Raw genomic sequence first — 16,712 nt, forward strand, 5'->3', positions numbered from 1 at the left:
TGCAGGCGGAGGGTCTCTGCCTATCGTGGCGACCGGAGCCGGGCAACGGCTTCGCAACATCGTCCATCGACAAGTACAAGGAGACTCCGCACATGTTCAAACCCACTTCGGCGGCAACGGCGGCCGCCGGCACGCTCGCGGCCCTGCTGCTGTCGGCCTGCGGCGGCGGCAACGGGGGCGACCCCGTGGCCGTGCAGCCGCTGGCCCAGGCCTGCCCCGCGTACAAGCCCACCGGCCTGCCCCACGGCGCCGTCGTGACCGGCACCGAGATCCGCCCGGCGCAGGGCGCACTGCCCGATGTCTGCATCGTGCGCGGCAAGATCGTGTCCTCGCCCCAGTCCACCATCAACTGGGCGGTGGAGCTGCCCGCGCAAGGCGTGTGGAACGGCAAGACGCTCACCGTGGGCGGCGGCGCGCTGGACGGCTTCATCCCCACCGACGATCCGTTCTACCAGAGCCTGGTGGGCCCCTCGGCCGGCCCCTATGTGCGCATGAGCTCGGACTCGGGCCACCAGAGCCGGGGCTTCGAATGGGCCAGGGACGACGTGGCGCTGCGCAACCATGCCTACGACGCCAACCACTTCGTGCTGGGCGTGGGCACCGCCATCGCCACCAGCTTCTACGGCAAGGCGCCCACCAAGCGCTACCACCTGGGCCATTCCAACGGCGGCCGCTCGGGGCTGATCTCCACGCAGAAGTACCCGCAGGACTACGACGGCGTGGTCGCCATGGAGCCGGCCATCGCGCAGCAGGCCCACCAGGTGAACCTGGGCCCCAACGTGATCCGCCACATCTTCCAGGACCGCGCCAACTGGCTCAGCCCCGCCAAGATCGCGCTCTACGCCAAGGCCGAAGCCGCCGCCTGCGACGCGCTGGATGGCTTGAAGGACGGCATCATCGGCAACGTCGAGGCCTGCAACTACGTGCCCACCGACCTGCTGTGCCAGGGCGCCGACAGCGACAGCTGCCTGACCGCCGGGCAGATCGAATCCATCCGCCTGATCTACGCCTCGCAGAACACGCAGGTGCCGCAGTCGCGCGGCGCCACGGGCTATCCGCGCTACGGCCGCGGCGGCAGCGCGACCAGCGACTGGGGCGCCTACATGTTCGGCACCAGCTTCGAGGCCCGCGATTCCTTCAACCACATGGCGGTGAGCGAGGCCGCCAAGGTGGTCGAAGGCCGCACCGACGTGGACGTGCTGCGCCACGACCCGCTGCAGTTCAAGGCCCAGTACCTGCGGCTGGCCGAGATGATCGACGGCACCGACCCCGACATCTCCGCCTTCGCCGACAAGGGCGGCAAGCTGCTGATCTGGTATGGCCTCTCGGACACCTGCGTCTCGCTCTACCGCACGGCCCAGTACTTCGACAGCGTGAAGCAGACCCTGGGCGCGAGCAAGGTGCAGGGCTTCGCCCGCATGCTGACCTCGCCTTCGGTGGGCCACAACCTCGACGGCCCCGGCCCGCGCCCGGTGGACCTGCTGGCCGCGCTCGACACCTGGGTGACGAGCGGACAGGCGCCCGACCGGCTGGTGGCCACCACCGTGCCCGCCACCGGCAGCACCGCGCCCGCCCAGCAGCGGCCGGTGTGCGAATACCCGAAGTTCCCGCGCTACAACGGCTCGGGCGACCCGACCAAGGCCGAGAGCTTCACCTGCTCCGCAGCCTGATGCGGCCCTGAAAGCGCTCCAGGCCCCCCGTGGAGCGGCAAGGAACGCAAAAGCCCCCGGGCAGCGCAGACGGCGGCCCGGGGGCTTTTTCGCTCGTTTCCGGCTCAGCGGCGGCGGTAGGCCGCAGCGGCTGCCGGCGTGCCGGCCGCACGCTTGGCCTGGAACTTCTTCCAGAGGAAGCCGGCGACGGCCATGAGGATCATCTTGCGCATGGAGGTTTCCTTTTCAGAGAGAGCCTCGATGTTCGCGGCGGGAGCTGCGCGGGCCTGTAGGAAGCCCCGGCGGCGCCCTGTCGGCCCGCAGGCGCGGGCGCCGTCAGCCTGGGAACCTGTCTCAGCGGCCCAGCGCGGCCGCCACCCAGTCGCACAGCGCGCTGCGCGGGTCCTCGAAGCCGTGGATGGCGCTGAAGTGGTGGGCCTCGGGCTGCTCCAGCAGCTCGGCCCGGTTGCCCGCGGCCAGCCAGGCCTCGCGCCAGGCCAGGGACTGGCGGGCGAACTCGGGCTGTTCCAGGCCGCCCCAGGTCAGCAGCACCGGCGTGGGCGAGGGCCGCACGTGCAGCACCGGCGAGCAGCGCTGCACCGTGTCTTCGGTCAGCTGGATCTTGGGCTGCAGGAAGCTGTAGCGCAGCGGCGCCAGGTCGTAGAGGCCGCTGGCCATCACCGCCCCTTTGAACGGGTCCTGCGGCAGGCCATAGTCGCGCGCCCACTCCGTCTGCAGGCACATGGCCGCCAGATGGCCGCCGGCGGAGCTGCCGCCCACGGCCACGCGCTGCGGGTCGCCGCCGTGCTCGGCGATGTGGCGCAGCACCCAGGCGCAGGCGGCGCGCATCTGGCGCACGATCTCATCGACGGTGACGGCCGGGCACAGCGCGTAGTCGGGCACCACCACGGTGATGCCGCGCTGCGCGAGGCCCAGCGCCACGCAGCTGAAATCGGCAGCCGAGAGCGCGCGCCAGTAGCCGCCGTGGATGAAGACGAAGACGGGCGCACCGGCGGCATCCGGCGGATCGGCCGGGAAGATGTCCAGCGTCTCGGCGCGGGTCGGGCCGTAGGGCACGCCCAGCCGGCAGGGCAGCACGGCGCGCGCATGGGCGCTGCGATCCTGGTAGTGGCGCATCTCGGCGGCGCGGTCGGCCACGGGAATGGCCGTGTCGTACTGCGCGTCGATCTGCTCCTGCGTGGCGAAGTCGCGGTAGAGCACGGTCGCGGCCTTCAGTCGGGGATGACGGCGGTGACCTCGATCTCGACCTGGGCCCGGTCCTCGATCAGGCCGGCGACCTCCACCGCCGTCATCGCGGCGTTGAAGCTGCCGATGATCTCGCGGAAGGCCTTGCCTATCTCGGGATAGGCGGCCACGTAGGCCTTGCGGTCGGTCACGTACCAGGTCATGCGCACGATATGTTCCGGCTTGGCGCCACCTTCGGCCAGCACCGCCACCACGTTCTGCAGCGCCTGGCGCACCTGGCCGGCCAGGTCGTCGGTATGGAAGACGCCTTCGGCATCCCAGCCGATCATGCCGGCCACGAACACCATGCGGCCGCGTGCCGTGACGCCGTTGGCGTAGCCGCGCGGACGGGGCCAGCCGGGGGGAAGAAGAGTCTGCATGCTTGTCTCCGGAAAAAGGGAATTCGGCGGGGCCCGGGGGCCCCGTTGCGTCAGCGCGGCAGCCGCGCCAGGGCTTCGCGCACGTCGTCGGGCAGCGCCCGGGCCTTGTGGGTCTTGAGGTCGGTGGCCACCAGCACCTGGCGCGAGCGCATGCGCTCTTCCTCGCCGGCGCGGCAGTGCATCGCCAGGGTGATGGAGCTGTTGCCCACGCGCTCCACGGCCAGGCCCAGGGTCACGTCGTCGCCCATGCGGCTGACGGCGCGGAATTCGCACTCCAGCCGCACGATGGGCATGCCGATGCGCCGGGGCCCGAGCAGGCCCGAATACGACACGCGCAGGCAGTCGTTGAACCAGTCCTCGACCAGCCCGTTGAGCATGACGAGGTATTGCGGGAAGAACACGATGCCGGCCGGGTCGCAGTGCGCGAAGCGGATGCGAAGCGGGCGCTCGAAGACGAGCGGCGAATCCGGTGCGGCAGCGCCGGCAGCGGAGGACGACACAGGAGAAAGAGCGGTCAGGGAATTCATACGCCAATGTACTGCTGCCACAGGCCCGGATCGGCCGCCAGCGCGGCCGAATCGCCCTGCCAGACCACGCGCCCGCGCTGCACGATGGTGTGTCGGTCGGCCAGCCCGATCAGGCGCTGCACGTACTTGTCGATCACCAGGATGCTCTGGCCCTGCGCGCGCAGCTGGGCCAGGCAGCGCCAGATCTCCTCGCGCACCAGCGGCGCCAGGCCCTCGGTGGCCTCGTCAAGCACCAGCAGGTAGGGGTTGGTCATCAGCGCCCGGCCGATGGCCAGCATCTGCTGCTCGCCGCCCGAGAGCTGGTTGCCCATGTTGCGGGAGCGCTCGGCCAGCCGTGGGAAGAGCGCATAGACGCGATCGAGCGTCCACGGCTCGGGCGACTGGTTGCGGTTGGCGCCGAAGGCGCGCAGGTTCTCGGCCACCGAGAGGTTGGGGAAGATCTGCCGCCCCTCGGGCACCACCGCCAGCCCCATGCGGGCGATGCGGTCGGGCTCCAGCCGCTCGATGCGCTCGCCGCGGAAGCGCACCGTGCCGCCGCGCGCGCGCACCAGGCCCAGCAGCGATCGCACGGTGGTCGTCTTGCCCATGCCGTTGCGCCCCAGCAGCGTGGCGACGTCGCCCGCGTCGATGCGCAGGCCCACGCCGAACAGCACCTGGCTGCTGCCGTAGGCGGCCTGCAGGTCGTCCACTTCGAGCAGCGCGGAACGGCTGGTGGGCGCAGCGGGGGTCTGCGAAGTCGTCGTCATGCCTCGTCCTCCACGGGCAACTCGTCGCCCAGATAGGCGCGCCGCACGTCGGGGTGGTTGCGGATCTCGGCCGGCGTGCCGCAGGCAATCACGCGGCCGAAGACCAGCACCGAGATGCGGTCGGCCAGGCGGAACACCGCGTCCATGTCGTGCTCCACCAGCAGCAGCGTGGTGCTGCCGCGCAGCGACTGCAGCAGCGCCACCATGCGTTCGGATTCGTCCGGCCCCATGCCGGCCATGGGTTCGTCCAGCAGCAGCAGGCGCGGCGCGGTGGCGAGGGCCAGGCCCACTTCCAGCTGGCGCTGCTCGCCATGCGCCAGTGCGCCGGCCAATGCATCCTTCTGCACGCCCAGGCCCACGCGCTCGACCACGGCGGCGGCCTCGTCGTAGCGGGCGCGCTCGCTGCGCGCGGCCTGCCAGAAGCGCATGCTGCTGCCCTGGCGCGCCTGCACGGCCAGCGCCACGTTGTCGAGCACCGAGAGGCGCTTGAAGATGCTGGTGATCTGGTAGGACCGCGCCAGCCCGCGCAGCACGCGCTGCGGCATGGGCAGGCCCGTGATGTCGTCGCCGCCGAAGACGATGCGGCCGGCATCGGGCGCGAGCGCGCCCGAGATCTGGTGGATCAGCGTGGTCTTGCCCGCGCCGTTGGGGCCGATCAGCGCATGCAGCTCGCCGGGCTGCACGCGCAGCTCGGCATGGTCGGTGGCCATGAGGCCGCCGAAGCGCTTGACCAGGCCGTCGATGTGCAGCAGCGGCGCGGCGCTCATGCCCGCCCCCCGCCGCGCCGCAGCAGCCCGGCCAGCCCGCGCGGCGCGGCCAGCACCACCAGCAGCAGCAAGGCGCCCAGGATGAACTGCCAGTGGATGGTGTAGGCCGAGAGCAGCTCTTCGAGCAGCAGGAACACCACCGCGCCGATGAAGCCGCCCCAGAGATGGCCCACGCCGCCCAGGATCACCATCACCATCAAAAGGCCCGACTGGTTCCACTGCAAAAGCGACGGGCTCACGAAGCTCGACTGGTTGGCCAGCAGCGCGCCCGCCAGCCCGGCCATCGCGCCGGCCAGCGTGAACGCGGCCAGCTGGTAGCGATAGACCGGAAAGCCGATGGCGCCCATGCGCGTCTCGTTCTCGCGGATGGCCTGCAGCACATGGCCGAAGCGCGCGTTCAAGAGGCGCTGGATGCCCACGAAGCAGAGCGCGAAGAGCGCCAGCACCACGTAGTAAAAGCGCGTGTCGTCGCCCAGGTCGAAGCCGCCGCCCAGCATCGAGCGGCCGGGCAGCGTGAGGCCGTCCTCGCCGCCCCAGGCCTTGACCGAGACCATCAGGTAATAAAGCATCTGCGCGAAGGCCAGCGTGATCATGATGAAGTACACGCCCCGCGTGCGCAGGCTGATGGCGCCCACCAGCAGCGCGAACAGCGCGCTGGCCAGCACGGCGGCGGGCCAGGCGATCCAGGCCGACATGACGCCCTGCTGCATGAGGATGCCCACCGCATACGCCCCGGTGCCGACGAAGGCCGCATGGCCGAAGCTGACCATGCCGCCGAAGCCCAGGATCAGGTTGAGGCTGGTGGCGGCCAGCGCGAAGATCAGGATGCGGGTGGCGAGGCCGATGTAGAAGTCTTCGCCCAGCGCGGCGGCCAGCGGCGGCAGCGCGGCCAGCGCCAGCAGCACCGGGCCGGCCCAGCGCAGGCGCAGCGCGTGGTCCAGCAGGCCGGGCGCGGGCGGGCGGGTTGCCGCCGATGCGGCGGGTGTCGAGGCTGTGGTGGTCGTCATGCAGCGGTTTCCCAGGGGTCAGCCATGCGCCGGGAACAGGCCCCGGGGCTTCCAGAACAGCACGGCGGCCATCAGCAGGTAGATCAGCATCGAGGCCACGGCCGGGCCCGCGCCGCTGGCGGCCTCGGGCCCCAGCCAGTGGCCGAAGGCCAGCGGGATCAGCGTGCGGCCGGCGGTATCGACCACGCCCACCAGCAGCGCGCCGAAGAGCGCCCCGCGGATGGAGCCGATGCCGCCGATCACGATCACCACGAAGGCCAGGATGAGGATGCTCTCGCCCATGCCCACCTGCACCGCCAGCAGCGGCCCCAGCATGCCGCCGGCCACGGCGCACAGCGCCGCGCCCAGGCCGAACACCGCCGTAAAGAGCCGCCGCACGTTGGTGCCCATGGCCAGCGCCATCTCGCGGTTGGAGGCGCCCGCGCGCACCTGCATGCCCAGCCGCGTGCGCGTGACCAGCACGTAGAGCAGCAGCGCCACGCCCAGGCCCACGCCGATGATGAGCAGCCGGTAGGCCGGGTAGAAGAAGCCCGGCAGCAGCTCCACCGGGCCCGCGAGGCTGGCCGGCGGATTGAGCGCGATGGGCTGCGCGCCCCAGAGCATGCGCACGCCCTCGTTGGCCATCAGCAGGATGGCGAAGGTGCCCAGCACCTGCGAGAGATGGTCGCGCTGGTAGAGCCGGCGCAGCACCGTCACCTCCAGCAGCATGCCCAGCAGCGCGGTGCCGGCCACGCCTGCGGCGAGGCCGATCCAGAACGAATCCGTGGCGGCGGCCGCCGTGGCGATCAGGTAGGCGCCCACCATGTAGAGCGAGCCGTGGGCCAGGTTGATCATGTCCATGATGCCGAACACCAGCGTGAGGCCGGCGGCCAGCAGGAACAGCATCAGCCCGAACTGCAGCCCGTTGAGCGACTGCTCCAGCACCAGCACTCCGGTCATGGCGAAGCCCCGTTCACGGCATCGGCGCGAATCGCTGCGCCGGTCATGCCGCCGGCATCTTGCAGCTGCCCACGTAGGCATCCGCATGGTTCTTGAACACGGTGCCCAGCGTGCGGTTGGTCACGCGGCCCTGCGGGTCCTTGGTGACCACGCGCAGGTAGTAGTCCTGGATGGGGAAGTGGTTGGTGTTGAACCTGAAGGCCCCGCGCACCGACTCGAAGCGCGCGGCCTCCAGTGCCTTACGCACCGCCGTCTTGTCGGCCAGGTTGCCCTTCACGTCGCGCACGGCACCGTCGATCAGGCGCGCCGCGTCGTAGCCCTGCGCGGCGTAAAGCGTGGGCAGGCGGCCGTATTCCTTCTGGAAGTCGGCCACGAACTTCTTGTTGGCGGGGTTGTCCAGGTCATGCGCCCAGAGCGAGCTGTTGAACATGCCCAGCATGGGTTCGCCCACGGCCTTGATGACGTCTTCGTCGGCCGAGAAGCCCGGGCCGAAGAGCGTCATGTCCTTGGACAGGCCCGCGCCCACGAACTGCTTGATGAAGTTGATGCCCAGGCCGCCGGGCAGGAAGATATAGACCGCATCGGGCTTGGCGGCGCGCATCTTGGCGATCTCGGCGCCGTAGTCCAGCTGGTTGAGCGGGGTGTAGCTCTCCAGCACCACCTCGCCCTTGTAGAAGCGCTTGAAGCCGGCGAGCGCATCCTTGCCCGCCGGGTAGTTGGGCGCGAGCAGGGCCACGCGCTTGAAGCCCTTGTCGGTCACCGTCTTGCCCACGGCCTCGTGCAGGTTGTCGTTCTGGTAGCTGGCGCTGAAGAAATACGGATTGCACTGCTCGCCCGCGTATTGCGAGGGGCCGGCGTTGGCGCTGATGTAGAAGGTCTTGGAGGCGAAGGTGGGCGCGCCCACGGCCAGCATGACGTTGGAGAACACCACGCCGGTCATGAAATCGACCTTGTCGCGCTTGATGAGCCGGTCGGCCGTCTGGCGCGCCACGTCGGGGCTTTGCTGGTCGTCGGCCACCACCACCTCGGCCGGCAGGCCGCCGAGCTTGCCGCCGCCCTGCTTGACGGCGAGCTGGAAGCCGTCGCGGATGTCGATGCCCAGCCCCGCGCCGGGGCCGGAGAGCGTGCTGAGCAGGCCGATCTTGACCGCATCGGCGGCCTGCGCGGCGGCGCAAGACAGGGCCAGGGCGGCGAGCGCGGACAGGGCCAGGGGCTTGAGCGATGAGGCGTTCGGAGTCTTCATGGAGCGGGCTTTCTGCCGATGGGCACGTGAAGGGAAGGTGGAATGGGGTCCGGGGCGGCGGCGCGGGCCGGGGGCTCAGGCCGCCACCGGCGCCGCAGCGGGCTGCGCCAGCCGGAACCGCTGGAGTTTGCCCGTTTCCGTGCGCGGCAAGGCCTCCACGAAGTCGATCGCGCGTGGGTATTTGTACGGAGCCACGGTCTGCTTGACGAAGTCCTGCAGGGTGCGCGCCATCTCCGCCCCCGGCGCATGGCCCGCGCGCAGCACCACGAAGGCCTTGACGATCTGGCCGCGCTCCTCGTCGGCCACGCCGATCACGCCGCACTCGGCCACGGCGGGGTGCAGCAGCAGGGCGTCTTCCACCTCGGGCGCGGCGATGTTGTAGCCGGCCGAGACGATCATGTCGTCGGTGCGCGACTGGTAGTGGAAGTAGCCGTCCTCATCCATCAGATAGGCGTCGCCGGTCAGGTTCCAGCCGTTCTGCACGTACTGCGACTGGCGCGCATCGTCCAGGTAGCGGCAGCCGGTGGGGCCCTGCACGGCCAGCCGCCCCACGGAGCCGGGCGGCAGCGGCCGGCCCTCGGCATCGACCACGCGGGCGCGGTAGCCGGGCACGGGCACGCCGGTGGCGCCGGGCCGGGCATGGGCCTCGTCGGCGGAGATGAAGATGTGCAGCAGTTCGGTGGCGCCGATGCCGTCGATGAGATCGATGCCCGTGGCCTGCTTCCAGAGCGCGCGGGTGGCGGCGGGCAGCGCCTCGCCGGCCGAGACGCAGCGCCGCAGCGTGCCCGCGCGGATCGCCTCGCCCTGCGCGGCCATCACGCGGTAGGACGTGGGCGCGGTGAAGAGCACGGTGGCGCCGTAGTCGCGGATGCCGTCCAGCAGCTGCGCGGGCGAGGCCTTTTCCAGCAGCACGGTGGAGGCGCCGGACTTCATCGGGAACAGCAGCAGGCCGCCCAGCCCGAAGGTGAAGGCCATGGGCGGGCTGCCGATGAAGACGTCGTCCGCCGAGGGCCGCAGCACATGGCCGGGCCAGCAGGTGCAGATGGCCATCACGTCGCGGTGGAAATGCATGGTGGCCTTGGGCACGCCGGTGGTGCCCGAGGTGAAGGCCAGCAGGCAGGTGTCGTCGGCGGCGGTATCGACGTTGTCGAAGCGCTCGCTCTCCTCGGCCATGGCCGCCTCCAGCCCGTCGGCCGAGGCATCGTTGAAGCAGCGCACCTGGGCCAGCACCGGGCAGGCGCGGGCGGCGGCATGCAGTTCGCCCGCCAGCCGCGCATCGCAGAGCGCGTGGCTGATGCGGCCCTTGTCGATGATGGCCTGCAGTTCCTTGGCGCGCAGCAGCGGCATGGTGGCCACGGCGATGCCGCCGGCCTTCATCACCGCGAACCAGCAGGCGGCCAGCAGCGGCGTGTTGGGCGCGCGCAGCAGCACGCGGTTGCCGGGCACCAGGCCCATGCGGCGCACCAGCACGTTGGCGATGCGGTTGGCCTGGGCCTGCAGGTCGGCATAGGTCCACGAGAGGCCCGCGCCGCGCACGCAGGGCCGCCCGCCCCAGCCGCGCTCCACGGCGCGGTCGAGCAGTTCGGTGGCGCAGTTCAGGCGCTCGGGGAACTGCAGCTCGGGCAGCTCGAACAGGAATTCGGGCTGCATCGCGGCCGGCGGCAGCCGGTCGCGGGCGAAGGTGTCGATGTGTGCGCTGGCCATGCGGGAACCCCTTTTGGTGCGAAGCGTCCAGAAATCGCAATTACTTTAGAAATAAAGCAATCAACGGGCCAGCGGGATCACCCTGATGTGACGGCGCCGGCCGCGGGCGCGTTCCAGGCGCGCAGCAGGTCGCGCGCGATGATGAGCTGCTGCACCTCGGTGGCGCCTTCGTAGATGCGCAGCGAGCGGATCTCGCGGTAGAGCCGCTCCACTGGCTGCTCGCTCACCACGCCCTGCCCGCCCCACATCTGCACGGCCATGTCGATGACCTGCTGCGCGTTCTCGGTGGCGGTGAGCTTGGCCATGGCGGCCTCGCGGGTCACGTTCTGGCCCTGGTCGCGCATCCAGGCGGCGCGGTAGGTGAGCAGCGCGGCGCTGTCGATGGCGGTGGCCATCTGCGCCAGCTTGGACTGGGTGAGCTGGAAGTCGGCCAGCACGCCGCCGAACATGCGCCGCTGCGTGGCGCGGGCCAGGGCCTCGTCGAGCGCCCGGCGCGCGAAGCCCAGCGCGGCGGCGGCCACCGAGGTGCGGAACACGTCCAGCGTGCGCATGGCGATCTTGAAGCCCTCGCCCGCCGCGCCGATGCGCTGCGCGGCCGGAATGCGGCACTGCGTGAAGCGCAGGCGCGCCAGCGGGTGCGGCGCGATCACCTCGATGCGCTCGGCGATCTCGAAGCCGGGCGTGCCGGCATCGACGATGAAGGCGCTCACGCCCCGCGCGCCCGGGGCCTCGCCGGTGCGGGCGAAGACGACGTAGAAGTCCGCGATGCCGCCGTTGGAGATCCAGGTCTTCTCGCCGTCCAGCAGGTAGTCGCCGCCCTCCTCTTCCTGACGCGCCGAGCAGGCCATGGCGGCCACGTCGGAGCCGGCCTCGGGCTCGGAGAGCGCGAACGCGGCGATCGCCTCGCCCGCCGCCACGCGGCCCAGGTAGCGGGCGCGCTGCTGCGCGTCGCCGGCGAGCGAGATGGCGCCCGAGCCCAGGCCCTGCATGGCGAAGGCGAAATCCGCCAGGCCCGCATGGCGCGCCAGCGTCTCGCGGATCAGGCAGAGGGCGCGGGTGTCGATGGCATCGCCGGCATCGGCGGCCACCGCATGCCGCAGCCAGCCGGCCGCGCCCAGGCGGCGCACCAGGGCGCGGCAGGCCTCATCGACGTCGCGGCCGTGGGCATCGGCGATGTGCTCGGCCGCCCAGGCATCGAGGCTGCGGGCCAGATCGCGGTGGCGGTCCTCGAAGAAGGGCCAGTCGAGGTAGCGGGTGTCGCTCATGCGGGTCTCCTTGGCCGGCACCCCGTGGTGCGGCTGATTCATGGCGGAAAATGGCTGCAGCGCTTGATTGGCAAGCGCATGCAGCTATCAATTCAATAGCAAATGGCAGCGCGGGCTCAATTGCCCTCGAACACCGGCCGGCGCTTTTCGACGAAGGCGCGGTAGGCGCGCTCGAAGTCGCCGGTCAGCATGCACAGGGCCTGGGCCTGGGCTTCGGCCTCGATGGCCTGGTCCACCGTCATGGCCCATTCCTGGTGCAGCATGGTCTTGGTGATGCCGTTGGCGAAGGTGGGGCCGGCCACGATGTCCTGCGCCAGCTTCTGCGCCTCGGCCAGCAGCGCGTCGGGCTCGCAGAGGCGGTTGAGGAAGCCCCAGCGCTCGGCCTCTTCGCCGGGCAGCGAGCGGCCGGTGTAGAGCAGCTCCGACGCCCGCCCCTGGCCGATGATGCGCGGCAGGATGGCGCAGGCGCCCATGTCGCAGCCGGCCAGGCCCACGCGGTTGAAGAGAAAGGCCGTCTTGCTGCGCGCCGTGCCCAGGCGCAGGTCCGAGGCCATGGCCATGATGGCGCCGGCCCCGGCGCACACGCCGTCGATGGCCGCGACGATGGGCTGCGGGCAGTGCCGCATCTCGGACACCAGCGCGCCGGTCATGCGCGTGAACATCAGCAGCTCGGGCGCCTTGAGCTGCACCAGCGGGCCGATGATCTCGTGCACATCGCCGCCCGAGCAGAAGTTGCCGCCCGCGCCCTGCAGCACCACGGCGTGCACGTCGGTGGCGTGGCGCAGGCGGTGGAACAGGTCGCGCAGCTCGGCATACGAGTCGAAGGTGAGCGGGTTCTTGCGCTCGGGCCGGTTCAGCGTGATGGTGCCCACGCCGGCCTCCACCTGCCAGAGGAAATGGGTGGCGGCGTAGCCCGCCAGCGTGGTGCGGTTGCCGGCGACGAGGGCCGGGTCGATGCGGTCGGTCATGGAGCGGTTTTCCTGCGGGAAGGTGCCTTGCGGGCGGAAGGCGGGGGAGACGAAGACGGGCGGGACGCAGCGGCGCGCGGCTTGCGGGGCGCTGCGGCGGGCATGGCAGGTGCTGCGGGCGATGCGGGCGGCTCCGCCGCGAGCGCCGCCTGGTGCTGGGCCAGCTGCATGCGCAGGCGGCCCAGCTGGGCGAAGAGCTGGTCCTTGTCGCCCGCGCCCAGGTTCTCGAACATGGCGGTGAGCCAGGTCTCGTGCTCGGCGGCCATGGCGGCGAAGTCGCGCCGGCCCTTGGGCGTGAGCGCCACGCGCCAGGAGCGGCGGTCGTCCGGATCGTCCACGCGCTCGACCAGGCCCTCCTTGGCGAGCTGGTCGGTCAGGCCGGTGATGTTGCCGCCCGTCACCATGAGGTAGCGCGAGAGCGCATTCATGCGCAAGCCGCCCGGGTGGCGTTCGAGCTGCGCCAGATAGTCGAAGCGCGCCAGCGTGATGCCGAAGCGCGCCCGCAGGCGCTGGCTGATCTGCTGCTCGATCTGCCGGCTGCAGGCCAGCAGGCGCAGCCAGATCTTCAGGTCGATATGGTCGCCCGCGACGGCGCGGGCCTCGTGGCCGATGCGCTCGTCGTCGAGCACGGGCGCCGGCGCCTGGGGGGTGTGGTTGCTGCGGCTGCGCTCCATGTCACATCACCTCGCCGCCCGAGACGGAAATCGCCTGCCCCGTGACCGCCGCCGCGCCCGCGCCGCAGAGCCAGGCCACCGTGTCGGCCACCTCGTCGGGCGCCACCAGCCGGCCCTGCGGGTTGCCGCGCACGAACTCGGCCCGCGCCGCCTCGGCGCTGCGGCCGGTCTTGGCGGCCACGCGCTCCACGCTCTCGCGCACGATGTCGGTGTCGGTATAGCCCGGGCACACGGCGTTGACGGTGACGCCCTTGGCCGCCAGCTCCAGCGCCAGCGAACGGGTCAGCCCGATCACGCCGTGCTTGGCCGCCGCATAGGCCGCCACGTAGGCATAGCCGCGCAGCCCCGCCGTGCTGGCGATGTTGACGATGCGCGCCGCGCCGCCGGCCGCGCCCACGGCCAGCAGGTCGGCCAGCGCCGCCTGGGTGCAGGTGAAGGTGCCGGTCAGGTTCACGTCGAGCATGCGCTGCCAGTGGGCCGCGTCCATGCGGTGAAAGGGCGCGCTCTCCGCCTGGCCGGCGTTGTTGACCAGCACCGCCACCGGCCCGGCCGCGGCGCGCGCGGCGGCGAAGGCCTGGAACACGCTGGCCTCGGAAGTGATGTCGCAGGCCAGCGGCAGCGCCTGGGCCGATGCGGGCAGCTGCGCGGCGAGCGCCTGCAGCACGTCCAGATTGCGGCCCAGCAGCGTGAGCCGCGCGCCGTCGGCCGCCAGCCGCCGGGCGATGGCCGCGCCGATGCCGCGCCCCGCGCCGGTGATGACCGCATGGCGGCCGTGCAGCGCATTCGCTGCCATGGGGTGGGTGCCTGCAGCCATCAGCCCGCCTCCGCCTGTTGCTGGGCGCGTTGCAGCGGCGAGAGCGCCGCCTGCGCAGCGGCTGCGCGCTCGCGCTCCAGGTTGCGTTCCAGCTGCACCTTGCCGGCCTGGTACTGCACCGGCCAGCGCACGTCGAAGTAGCCGATGCGCGCGGCTTCGTTCAGCGTCCAGGCCGGGTTGGCCAGGTGCGGGCGTGCCACGGCGCAGAGGTCGGCGCGGCCGGCCGCGATGATGCTGTTGACGTGGTCCGCCTCGGTGATGGCGCCGACCGCGATGGTCGGGATGCCCGCCTCGTTGCGCACCCGGTCGGCGAAGGGCGTCTGGAACATGCGGCCATAGACCGGCTTTTCCTGCTTGCTGACCTGGCCGGAGGAGCAGTCGATCATGTCGGCGCCGGCGGCCTTGAAGGCGCGGGCGATCTCCACCGCGTCGTCGGGGGTGATGCCGCCCTCGACCCAGTCGTGCGCCGAGATGCGCACCGAGATGGGCTTCTCGCCCGGCCAGGCGGCACGCATGGCGGCGAACACCTCCAGCGGATAGCGCAGCCGGTTGGCGAGCGAGCCGCCGTATTCGTCGCTGCGGCGGTTGGTGAGCGGCGAGATGAAGCTGCTGAACAGATAGCCGTGCGCGCAGTGGAATTCGAGCCAGTCGAAGCCGGCTTCGTCGGCCCAGCGGGTGGACTGCACGAACTCGCCCTGCACCCGGTCCATGTCGGCGCGGGTCATGGCGCGGGAGGTATCGCTCACGCCTTCGAGGTATTGCTGCGGCGAGGCCGAGAGCAGCGGCCAGCGCTCGCCCTCGGGCAGCGGCTGGTCGATGCCTTCCCAGGCCAGGCGCGTGGCGCCCTTGGCGCCGGCATGGCCGAGCTGGATCGCCATGCGGGCGCCGCCGTGCGCATGCGCGTAATCGACGATGCGCTTCCAGCCATCGCGCTGCGCCTCGTTCCAGAGGCCCGGGCAGCCGGGCGTGATGCGCGCATCGGGCGAGGGGCAGGTCATCTCGGTGAACACCAGCCCCGCCCCGCCCATGGCGCGCGCGCCCAGGTGGACGAGGTGGTAGTCGCCCGGCAGGCCGTCGCCGGCGCACGAATACTGGGCCATGGGCGAGACCACGACGCGGTTCTTGAGCGTGACGCCGCGCAGCGTGAAGGGCGTGAACATGGGCGGCACGGCCCGCCGGTCGGCACGGCGCTGGGGCAGGCCGGAGCGCTGGGCGATCCAGTCTTCGTAGCGCTCCACATAGCCCGCATCGCGCAGCCGCAGGTTCTCGTGGCTGATGCGCTGGCTGCGCGTGAGCAGCGAATAGGCGAACTGCTCGGGCGGCAGGCTGGCGTAGCGCTCGACGTTCTCGAACCACTCGGTGGAATTGCGCGCCGCGTTCTGGATCTTCAGCACCTCCACGCTGCGCACGGCCTCGTAGTCGGCCAGCGCGGCGGCCAGGTCGCCGGGCCGGCGGCCGATGCAGCGCGCCAGCTCGATCGCGTCTTCCAGCGCGAGCTTGGTGCCCGAGCCGATGGAGAAATGCGCCGTGTGCGCCGCATCGCCCATCAGCACCACCGGCGCCTGGCCGTTGTGGTGCACCCAGCGCTGGCAGATCACGCGCGGAAAGCGGATCCACTGCGCCGAGCCGCGCAGATGCGCGGCGTTGGAGATGAGCGGATGGCCGCCCAGGTGGCGCGCGAAGAGCTTTTCGCAGAAGGCGATGGCGTCTTCCTTCTCCATCGTGTCCAGGCCCGCGGCGCGCCAGACGCTCTCGGGCGCCTCCACGATGAAGGTGGAGGTGTTGGCGTCGAAGCGGTAGGCGTGGGCCTGGAACCAGCCGTGCTCGGTCTTCTCGAAGGCGAAGGTGAAGGCGTCGAACAGCTGCTGCGTGCCCAGCCAGACGAAGCGGCACAGGCGCAGGTCGATGTCGGGCTGGTAGGTGGCGGCGTACTTGGTGCGGATGCGGCTGTTGAGGCCGTCGGCCGCGATCACGAGGTCGGCGTCGGCATAGTCCTCATCGCTTTGCACGTCGGTCTCGAAGACCAGCTGCACGCCCAGTTCCTCGCAGCGCGCCTGCAGGATGTTGAGCAGGCGCTTGCGCCCGATGCCGCAGAAGCCGTGGCCGCCGGAGCGCACCATCTCCCCGTGGATGTGTACCTCGATGTCGTCCCAGTGGTTGAACGCATCGAGGATCTGCCCGGCCGTGACCGGGTCGGCCGCCTGCAGGTGGCCCAGCGTCTGGTCGGAGAAGACCACGCCCCAGCCGAAGGTGTCGTAGGGCCGGTTGCGCTCGACCACGCGGATGTCGTGCGACGGGTCCTGCAGCTTCATGAGCAGCGCGAAATACAGGCCCGAGGGACCGCCGCCGATGCACACAATCTTCATGACATGCCGCCTTCGCAATTACTGGAGCGGCCAGTCTGCGGGCTATTAGTTTAGTTGTCAATCAAATCAACCCGCATTGCGGCGGTGCGCTTTTCGGTGTCCGCGACACCGGCGCAGGCCCTTCAGCCGGGCCTGCAATCCACCGCGATGCCGTAGAGCGCCAGCAGCCCCAGCACATGGCCCACGGCCACGCCGGGCTCGCCCGATTCGATGCGGCCGATGGTCTGCACATGCACGCCCAGCCGGGCGGCGGCCTGCGCCTGGCCCTCGCCGGCCGCGAGCCGTGCCTGCCGGGCCGCAGCCCCCAGGGCGCGGATGGCCGCGAGCGCTTCGTCTGCGATGGCGATGGAGATGCGTTTGCCTTGCGTCATGCCGGCATTCTGCGGGATGGGCTGGCGCACGGCCCCAGCCGCGCTAC

General features: G+C 71.1%; 16 protein-coding genes. 1 reads left to right on the forward strand and 15 read right to left on the reverse strand.

Annotated features, from left to right (window positions below; translation table 11 throughout):
- Positions 1 to 92: 92 nt before the first annotated feature.
- Complete coding sequence (locus BM070_RS06400; RefSeq protein ID WP_245785120.1) at positions 93 to 1,670, forward strand: tannase/feruloyl esterase family alpha/beta hydrolase; 1,578 nt, start codon at positions 93 to 95, stop codon at positions 1,668 to 1,670.
- Positions 1,671 to 2,003: 333 nt separating this feature from the next.
- Here the strand turns inward: BM070_RS06400 and BM070_RS06405 are convergent, their stop codons facing one another.
- From BM070_RS06405 to BM070_RS06475, 15 genes are all read right to left on the reverse strand, one after another.
- Entirely contained in the window at positions 2,004 to 2,870 is an 867-nt protein-coding gene (locus BM070_RS06405; protein ID WP_092938675.1) for an alpha/beta hydrolase, read from the reverse strand.
- An 11-nt stretch (positions 2,871 to 2,881) separates the two neighbouring features.
- Positions 2,882 to 3,274 carry a RidA family protein gene (locus BM070_RS06410; protein ID WP_092938677.1) on the reverse strand — a complete coding sequence of 131 codons (393 nt, stop codon included), beginning with the start codon at positions 3,272 to 3,274 and terminating at the stop codon, positions 2,882 to 2,884.
- Positions 3,275 to 3,324: 50 nt separating this feature from the next.
- Positions 3,325 to 3,801, reverse strand: a complete 477-nt coding sequence (locus tag BM070_RS06415; protein ID WP_092938679.1) for an acyl-CoA thioesterase — start codon at positions 3,799 to 3,801, stop codon at positions 3,325 to 3,327.
- The gene (locus BM070_RS06420) at positions 3,798 to 4,547 is read right to left on the reverse strand and encodes an ABC transporter ATP-binding protein (RefSeq protein ID WP_092938681.1); all 750 of its coding nucleotides are present in this window, start codon (positions 4,545 to 4,547) and stop codon (positions 3,798 to 3,800) included. The genes BM070_RS06415 and BM070_RS06420 overlap by 4 nt, the downstream gene beginning before the upstream one ends.
- The gene (locus tag BM070_RS06425; protein WP_092938683.1) at positions 4,544 to 5,314 is read right to left on the reverse strand and encodes an ABC transporter ATP-binding protein; all 771 of its coding nucleotides are present in this window, start codon (positions 5,312 to 5,314) and stop codon (positions 4,544 to 4,546) included. Before BM070_RS06425 ends, BM070_RS06420 begins: the two co-directional genes overlap by 4 nt.
- Complete coding sequence (locus BM070_RS06430) at positions 5,311 to 6,321, reverse strand: branched-chain amino acid ABC transporter permease (protein ID WP_092938685.1); 1,011 nt, start codon at positions 6,319 to 6,321, stop codon at positions 5,311 to 5,313. Before BM070_RS06430 ends, BM070_RS06425 begins: the two co-directional genes overlap by 4 nt.
- An 18-nt stretch (positions 6,322 to 6,339) precedes the next feature.
- Positions 6,340 to 7,260 (reverse strand): branched-chain amino acid ABC transporter permease, encoded by a 921-nt coding sequence (locus tag BM070_RS06435; protein ID WP_092938687.1) that lies wholly within the window; start codon positions 7,258 to 7,260, stop codon positions 6,340 to 6,342.
- A 43-nt stretch (positions 7,261 to 7,303) separates the two neighbouring features.
- On the reverse strand, positions 7,304 to 8,503 hold the full coding sequence (locus BM070_RS06440; protein WP_092938689.1) for an ABC transporter substrate-binding protein: 1,200 nt from the start codon (positions 8,501 to 8,503) through the stop codon (positions 7,304 to 7,306).
- A gap of 75 nt (positions 8,504 to 8,578) precedes the next feature.
- Positions 8,579 to 10,207, reverse strand: a complete 1,629-nt coding sequence (locus BM070_RS06445; protein ID WP_092938691.1) for an AMP-binding protein — start codon at positions 10,205 to 10,207, stop codon at positions 8,579 to 8,581.
- Between the two features lie 77 nt (positions 10,208 to 10,284).
- Positions 10,285 to 11,472: an acyl-CoA dehydrogenase family protein gene (locus BM070_RS06450; RefSeq protein WP_092938940.1), complete on the reverse strand. Its 1,188-nt coding sequence runs from the start codon at positions 11,470 to 11,472 to the stop codon at positions 10,285 to 10,287.
- Between the two features lie 116 nt (positions 11,473 to 11,588).
- The gene (locus BM070_RS06455) at positions 11,589 to 12,440 is read right to left on the reverse strand and encodes an enoyl-CoA hydratase family protein (RefSeq protein ID WP_092938693.1); all 852 of its coding nucleotides are present in this window, start codon (positions 12,438 to 12,440) and stop codon (positions 11,589 to 11,591) included.
- The gene (locus BM070_RS06460) at positions 12,437 to 13,114 is read right to left on the reverse strand and encodes a MarR family winged helix-turn-helix transcriptional regulator (RefSeq protein WP_092938695.1); all 678 of its coding nucleotides are present in this window, start codon (positions 13,112 to 13,114) and stop codon (positions 12,437 to 12,439) included. Before BM070_RS06460 ends, BM070_RS06455 begins: the two co-directional genes overlap by 4 nt.
- A gap of 1 nt (position 13,115) precedes the next feature.
- A complete protein-coding gene (locus tag BM070_RS06465; RefSeq protein WP_434803170.1) occupies positions 13,116 to 13,928 on the reverse strand; it encodes an SDR family NAD(P)-dependent oxidoreductase in 813 nt (270 codons plus the stop codon).
- Complete coding sequence (locus BM070_RS06470; RefSeq protein ID WP_092938697.1) at positions 13,928 to 16,294, reverse strand: bifunctional salicylyl-CoA 5-hydroxylase/oxidoreductase; 2,367 nt, start codon at positions 16,292 to 16,294, stop codon at positions 13,928 to 13,930. Before BM070_RS06470 ends, BM070_RS06465 begins: the two co-directional genes overlap by 1 nt.
- Before the next feature lie 122 nt (positions 16,295 to 16,416).
- Positions 16,417 to 16,665, reverse strand: coding sequence for a helix-turn-helix domain-containing protein (locus BM070_RS06475; protein WP_092938698.1), 249 nt, complete (start codon positions 16,663 to 16,665; stop codon positions 16,417 to 16,419).
- Between the last annotated feature and the right edge of the window lie 47 nt (positions 16,666 to 16,712).

The organism is Paracidovorax wautersii (assembly GCF_900113035.1).
Classification (GTDB): Bacteria; Pseudomonadota; Gammaproteobacteria; order Burkholderiales; family Burkholderiaceae_C; genus Paracidovorax; species Paracidovorax wautersii.

What these genes read in the sequence shown, in the direction of transcription:
- BM070_RS06400 (WP_245785120.1), top strand. Translation starts at nt 93, where the DNA reads ATGTTCAAACCCACTTCGGCGGCAACGGCGGCCGCCGGCACGCTCGCG.
- BM070_RS06410 (WP_092938677.1), bottom strand. Translation starts at nt 3,274, where the DNA reads ATGCAGACTCTTCTTCCCCCCGGCTGGCCCCGTCCGCGCGGCTACGCC.
- BM070_RS06415 (WP_092938679.1), bottom strand. Translation starts at nt 3,801, where the DNA reads ATGAATTCCCTGACCGCTCTTTCTCCTGTGTCGTCCTCCGCTGCCGGC.
- BM070_RS06420 (WP_092938681.1), bottom strand. Translation starts at nt 4,547, where the DNA reads ATGACGACGACTTCGCAGACCCCCGCTGCGCCCACCAGCCGTTCCGCG.
- BM070_RS06425 (WP_092938683.1), bottom strand. Translation starts at nt 5,314, where the DNA reads ATGAGCGCCGCGCCGCTGCTGCACATCGACGGCCTGGTCAAGCGCTTC.
- BM070_RS06430 (WP_092938685.1), bottom strand. Translation starts at nt 6,321, where the DNA reads ATGACGACCACCACAGCCTCGACACCCGCCGCATCGGCGGCAACCCGC.
- BM070_RS06435 (WP_092938687.1), bottom strand. Translation starts at nt 7,260, where the DNA reads ATGACCGGAGTGCTGGTGCTGGAGCAGTCGCTCAACGGGCTGCAGTTC.
- BM070_RS06440 (WP_092938689.1), bottom strand. Translation starts at nt 8,503, where the DNA reads ATGAAGACTCCGAACGCCTCATCGCTCAAGCCCCTGGCCCTGTCCGCG.
- BM070_RS06445 (WP_092938691.1), bottom strand. Translation starts at nt 10,207, where the DNA reads ATGGCCAGCGCACACATCGACACCTTCGCCCGCGACCGGCTGCCGCCG.
- BM070_RS06450 (WP_092938940.1), bottom strand. Translation starts at nt 11,472, where the DNA reads ATGAGCGACACCCGCTACCTCGACTGGCCCTTCTTCGAGGACCGCCAC.
- BM070_RS06455 (WP_092938693.1), bottom strand. Translation starts at nt 12,440, where the DNA reads ATGACCGACCGCATCGACCCGGCCCTCGTCGCCGGCAACCGCACCACG.
- BM070_RS06460 (WP_092938695.1), bottom strand. Translation starts at nt 13,114, where the DNA reads ATGGAGCGCAGCCGCAGCAACCACACCCCCCAGGCGCCGGCGCCCGTG.
- BM070_RS06465 (WP_434803170.1), bottom strand. Translation starts at nt 13,928, where the DNA reads ATGGCTGCAGGCACCCACCCCATGGCAGCGAATGCGCTGCACGGCCGC.
- BM070_RS06470 (WP_092938697.1), bottom strand. Translation starts at nt 16,294, where the DNA reads ATGAAGATTGTGTGCATCGGCGGCGGTCCCTCGGGCCTGTATTTCGCG.
- BM070_RS06475 (WP_092938698.1), bottom strand. Translation starts at nt 16,665, where the DNA reads ATGACGCAAGGCAAACGCATCTCCATCGCCATCGCAGACGAAGCGCTC.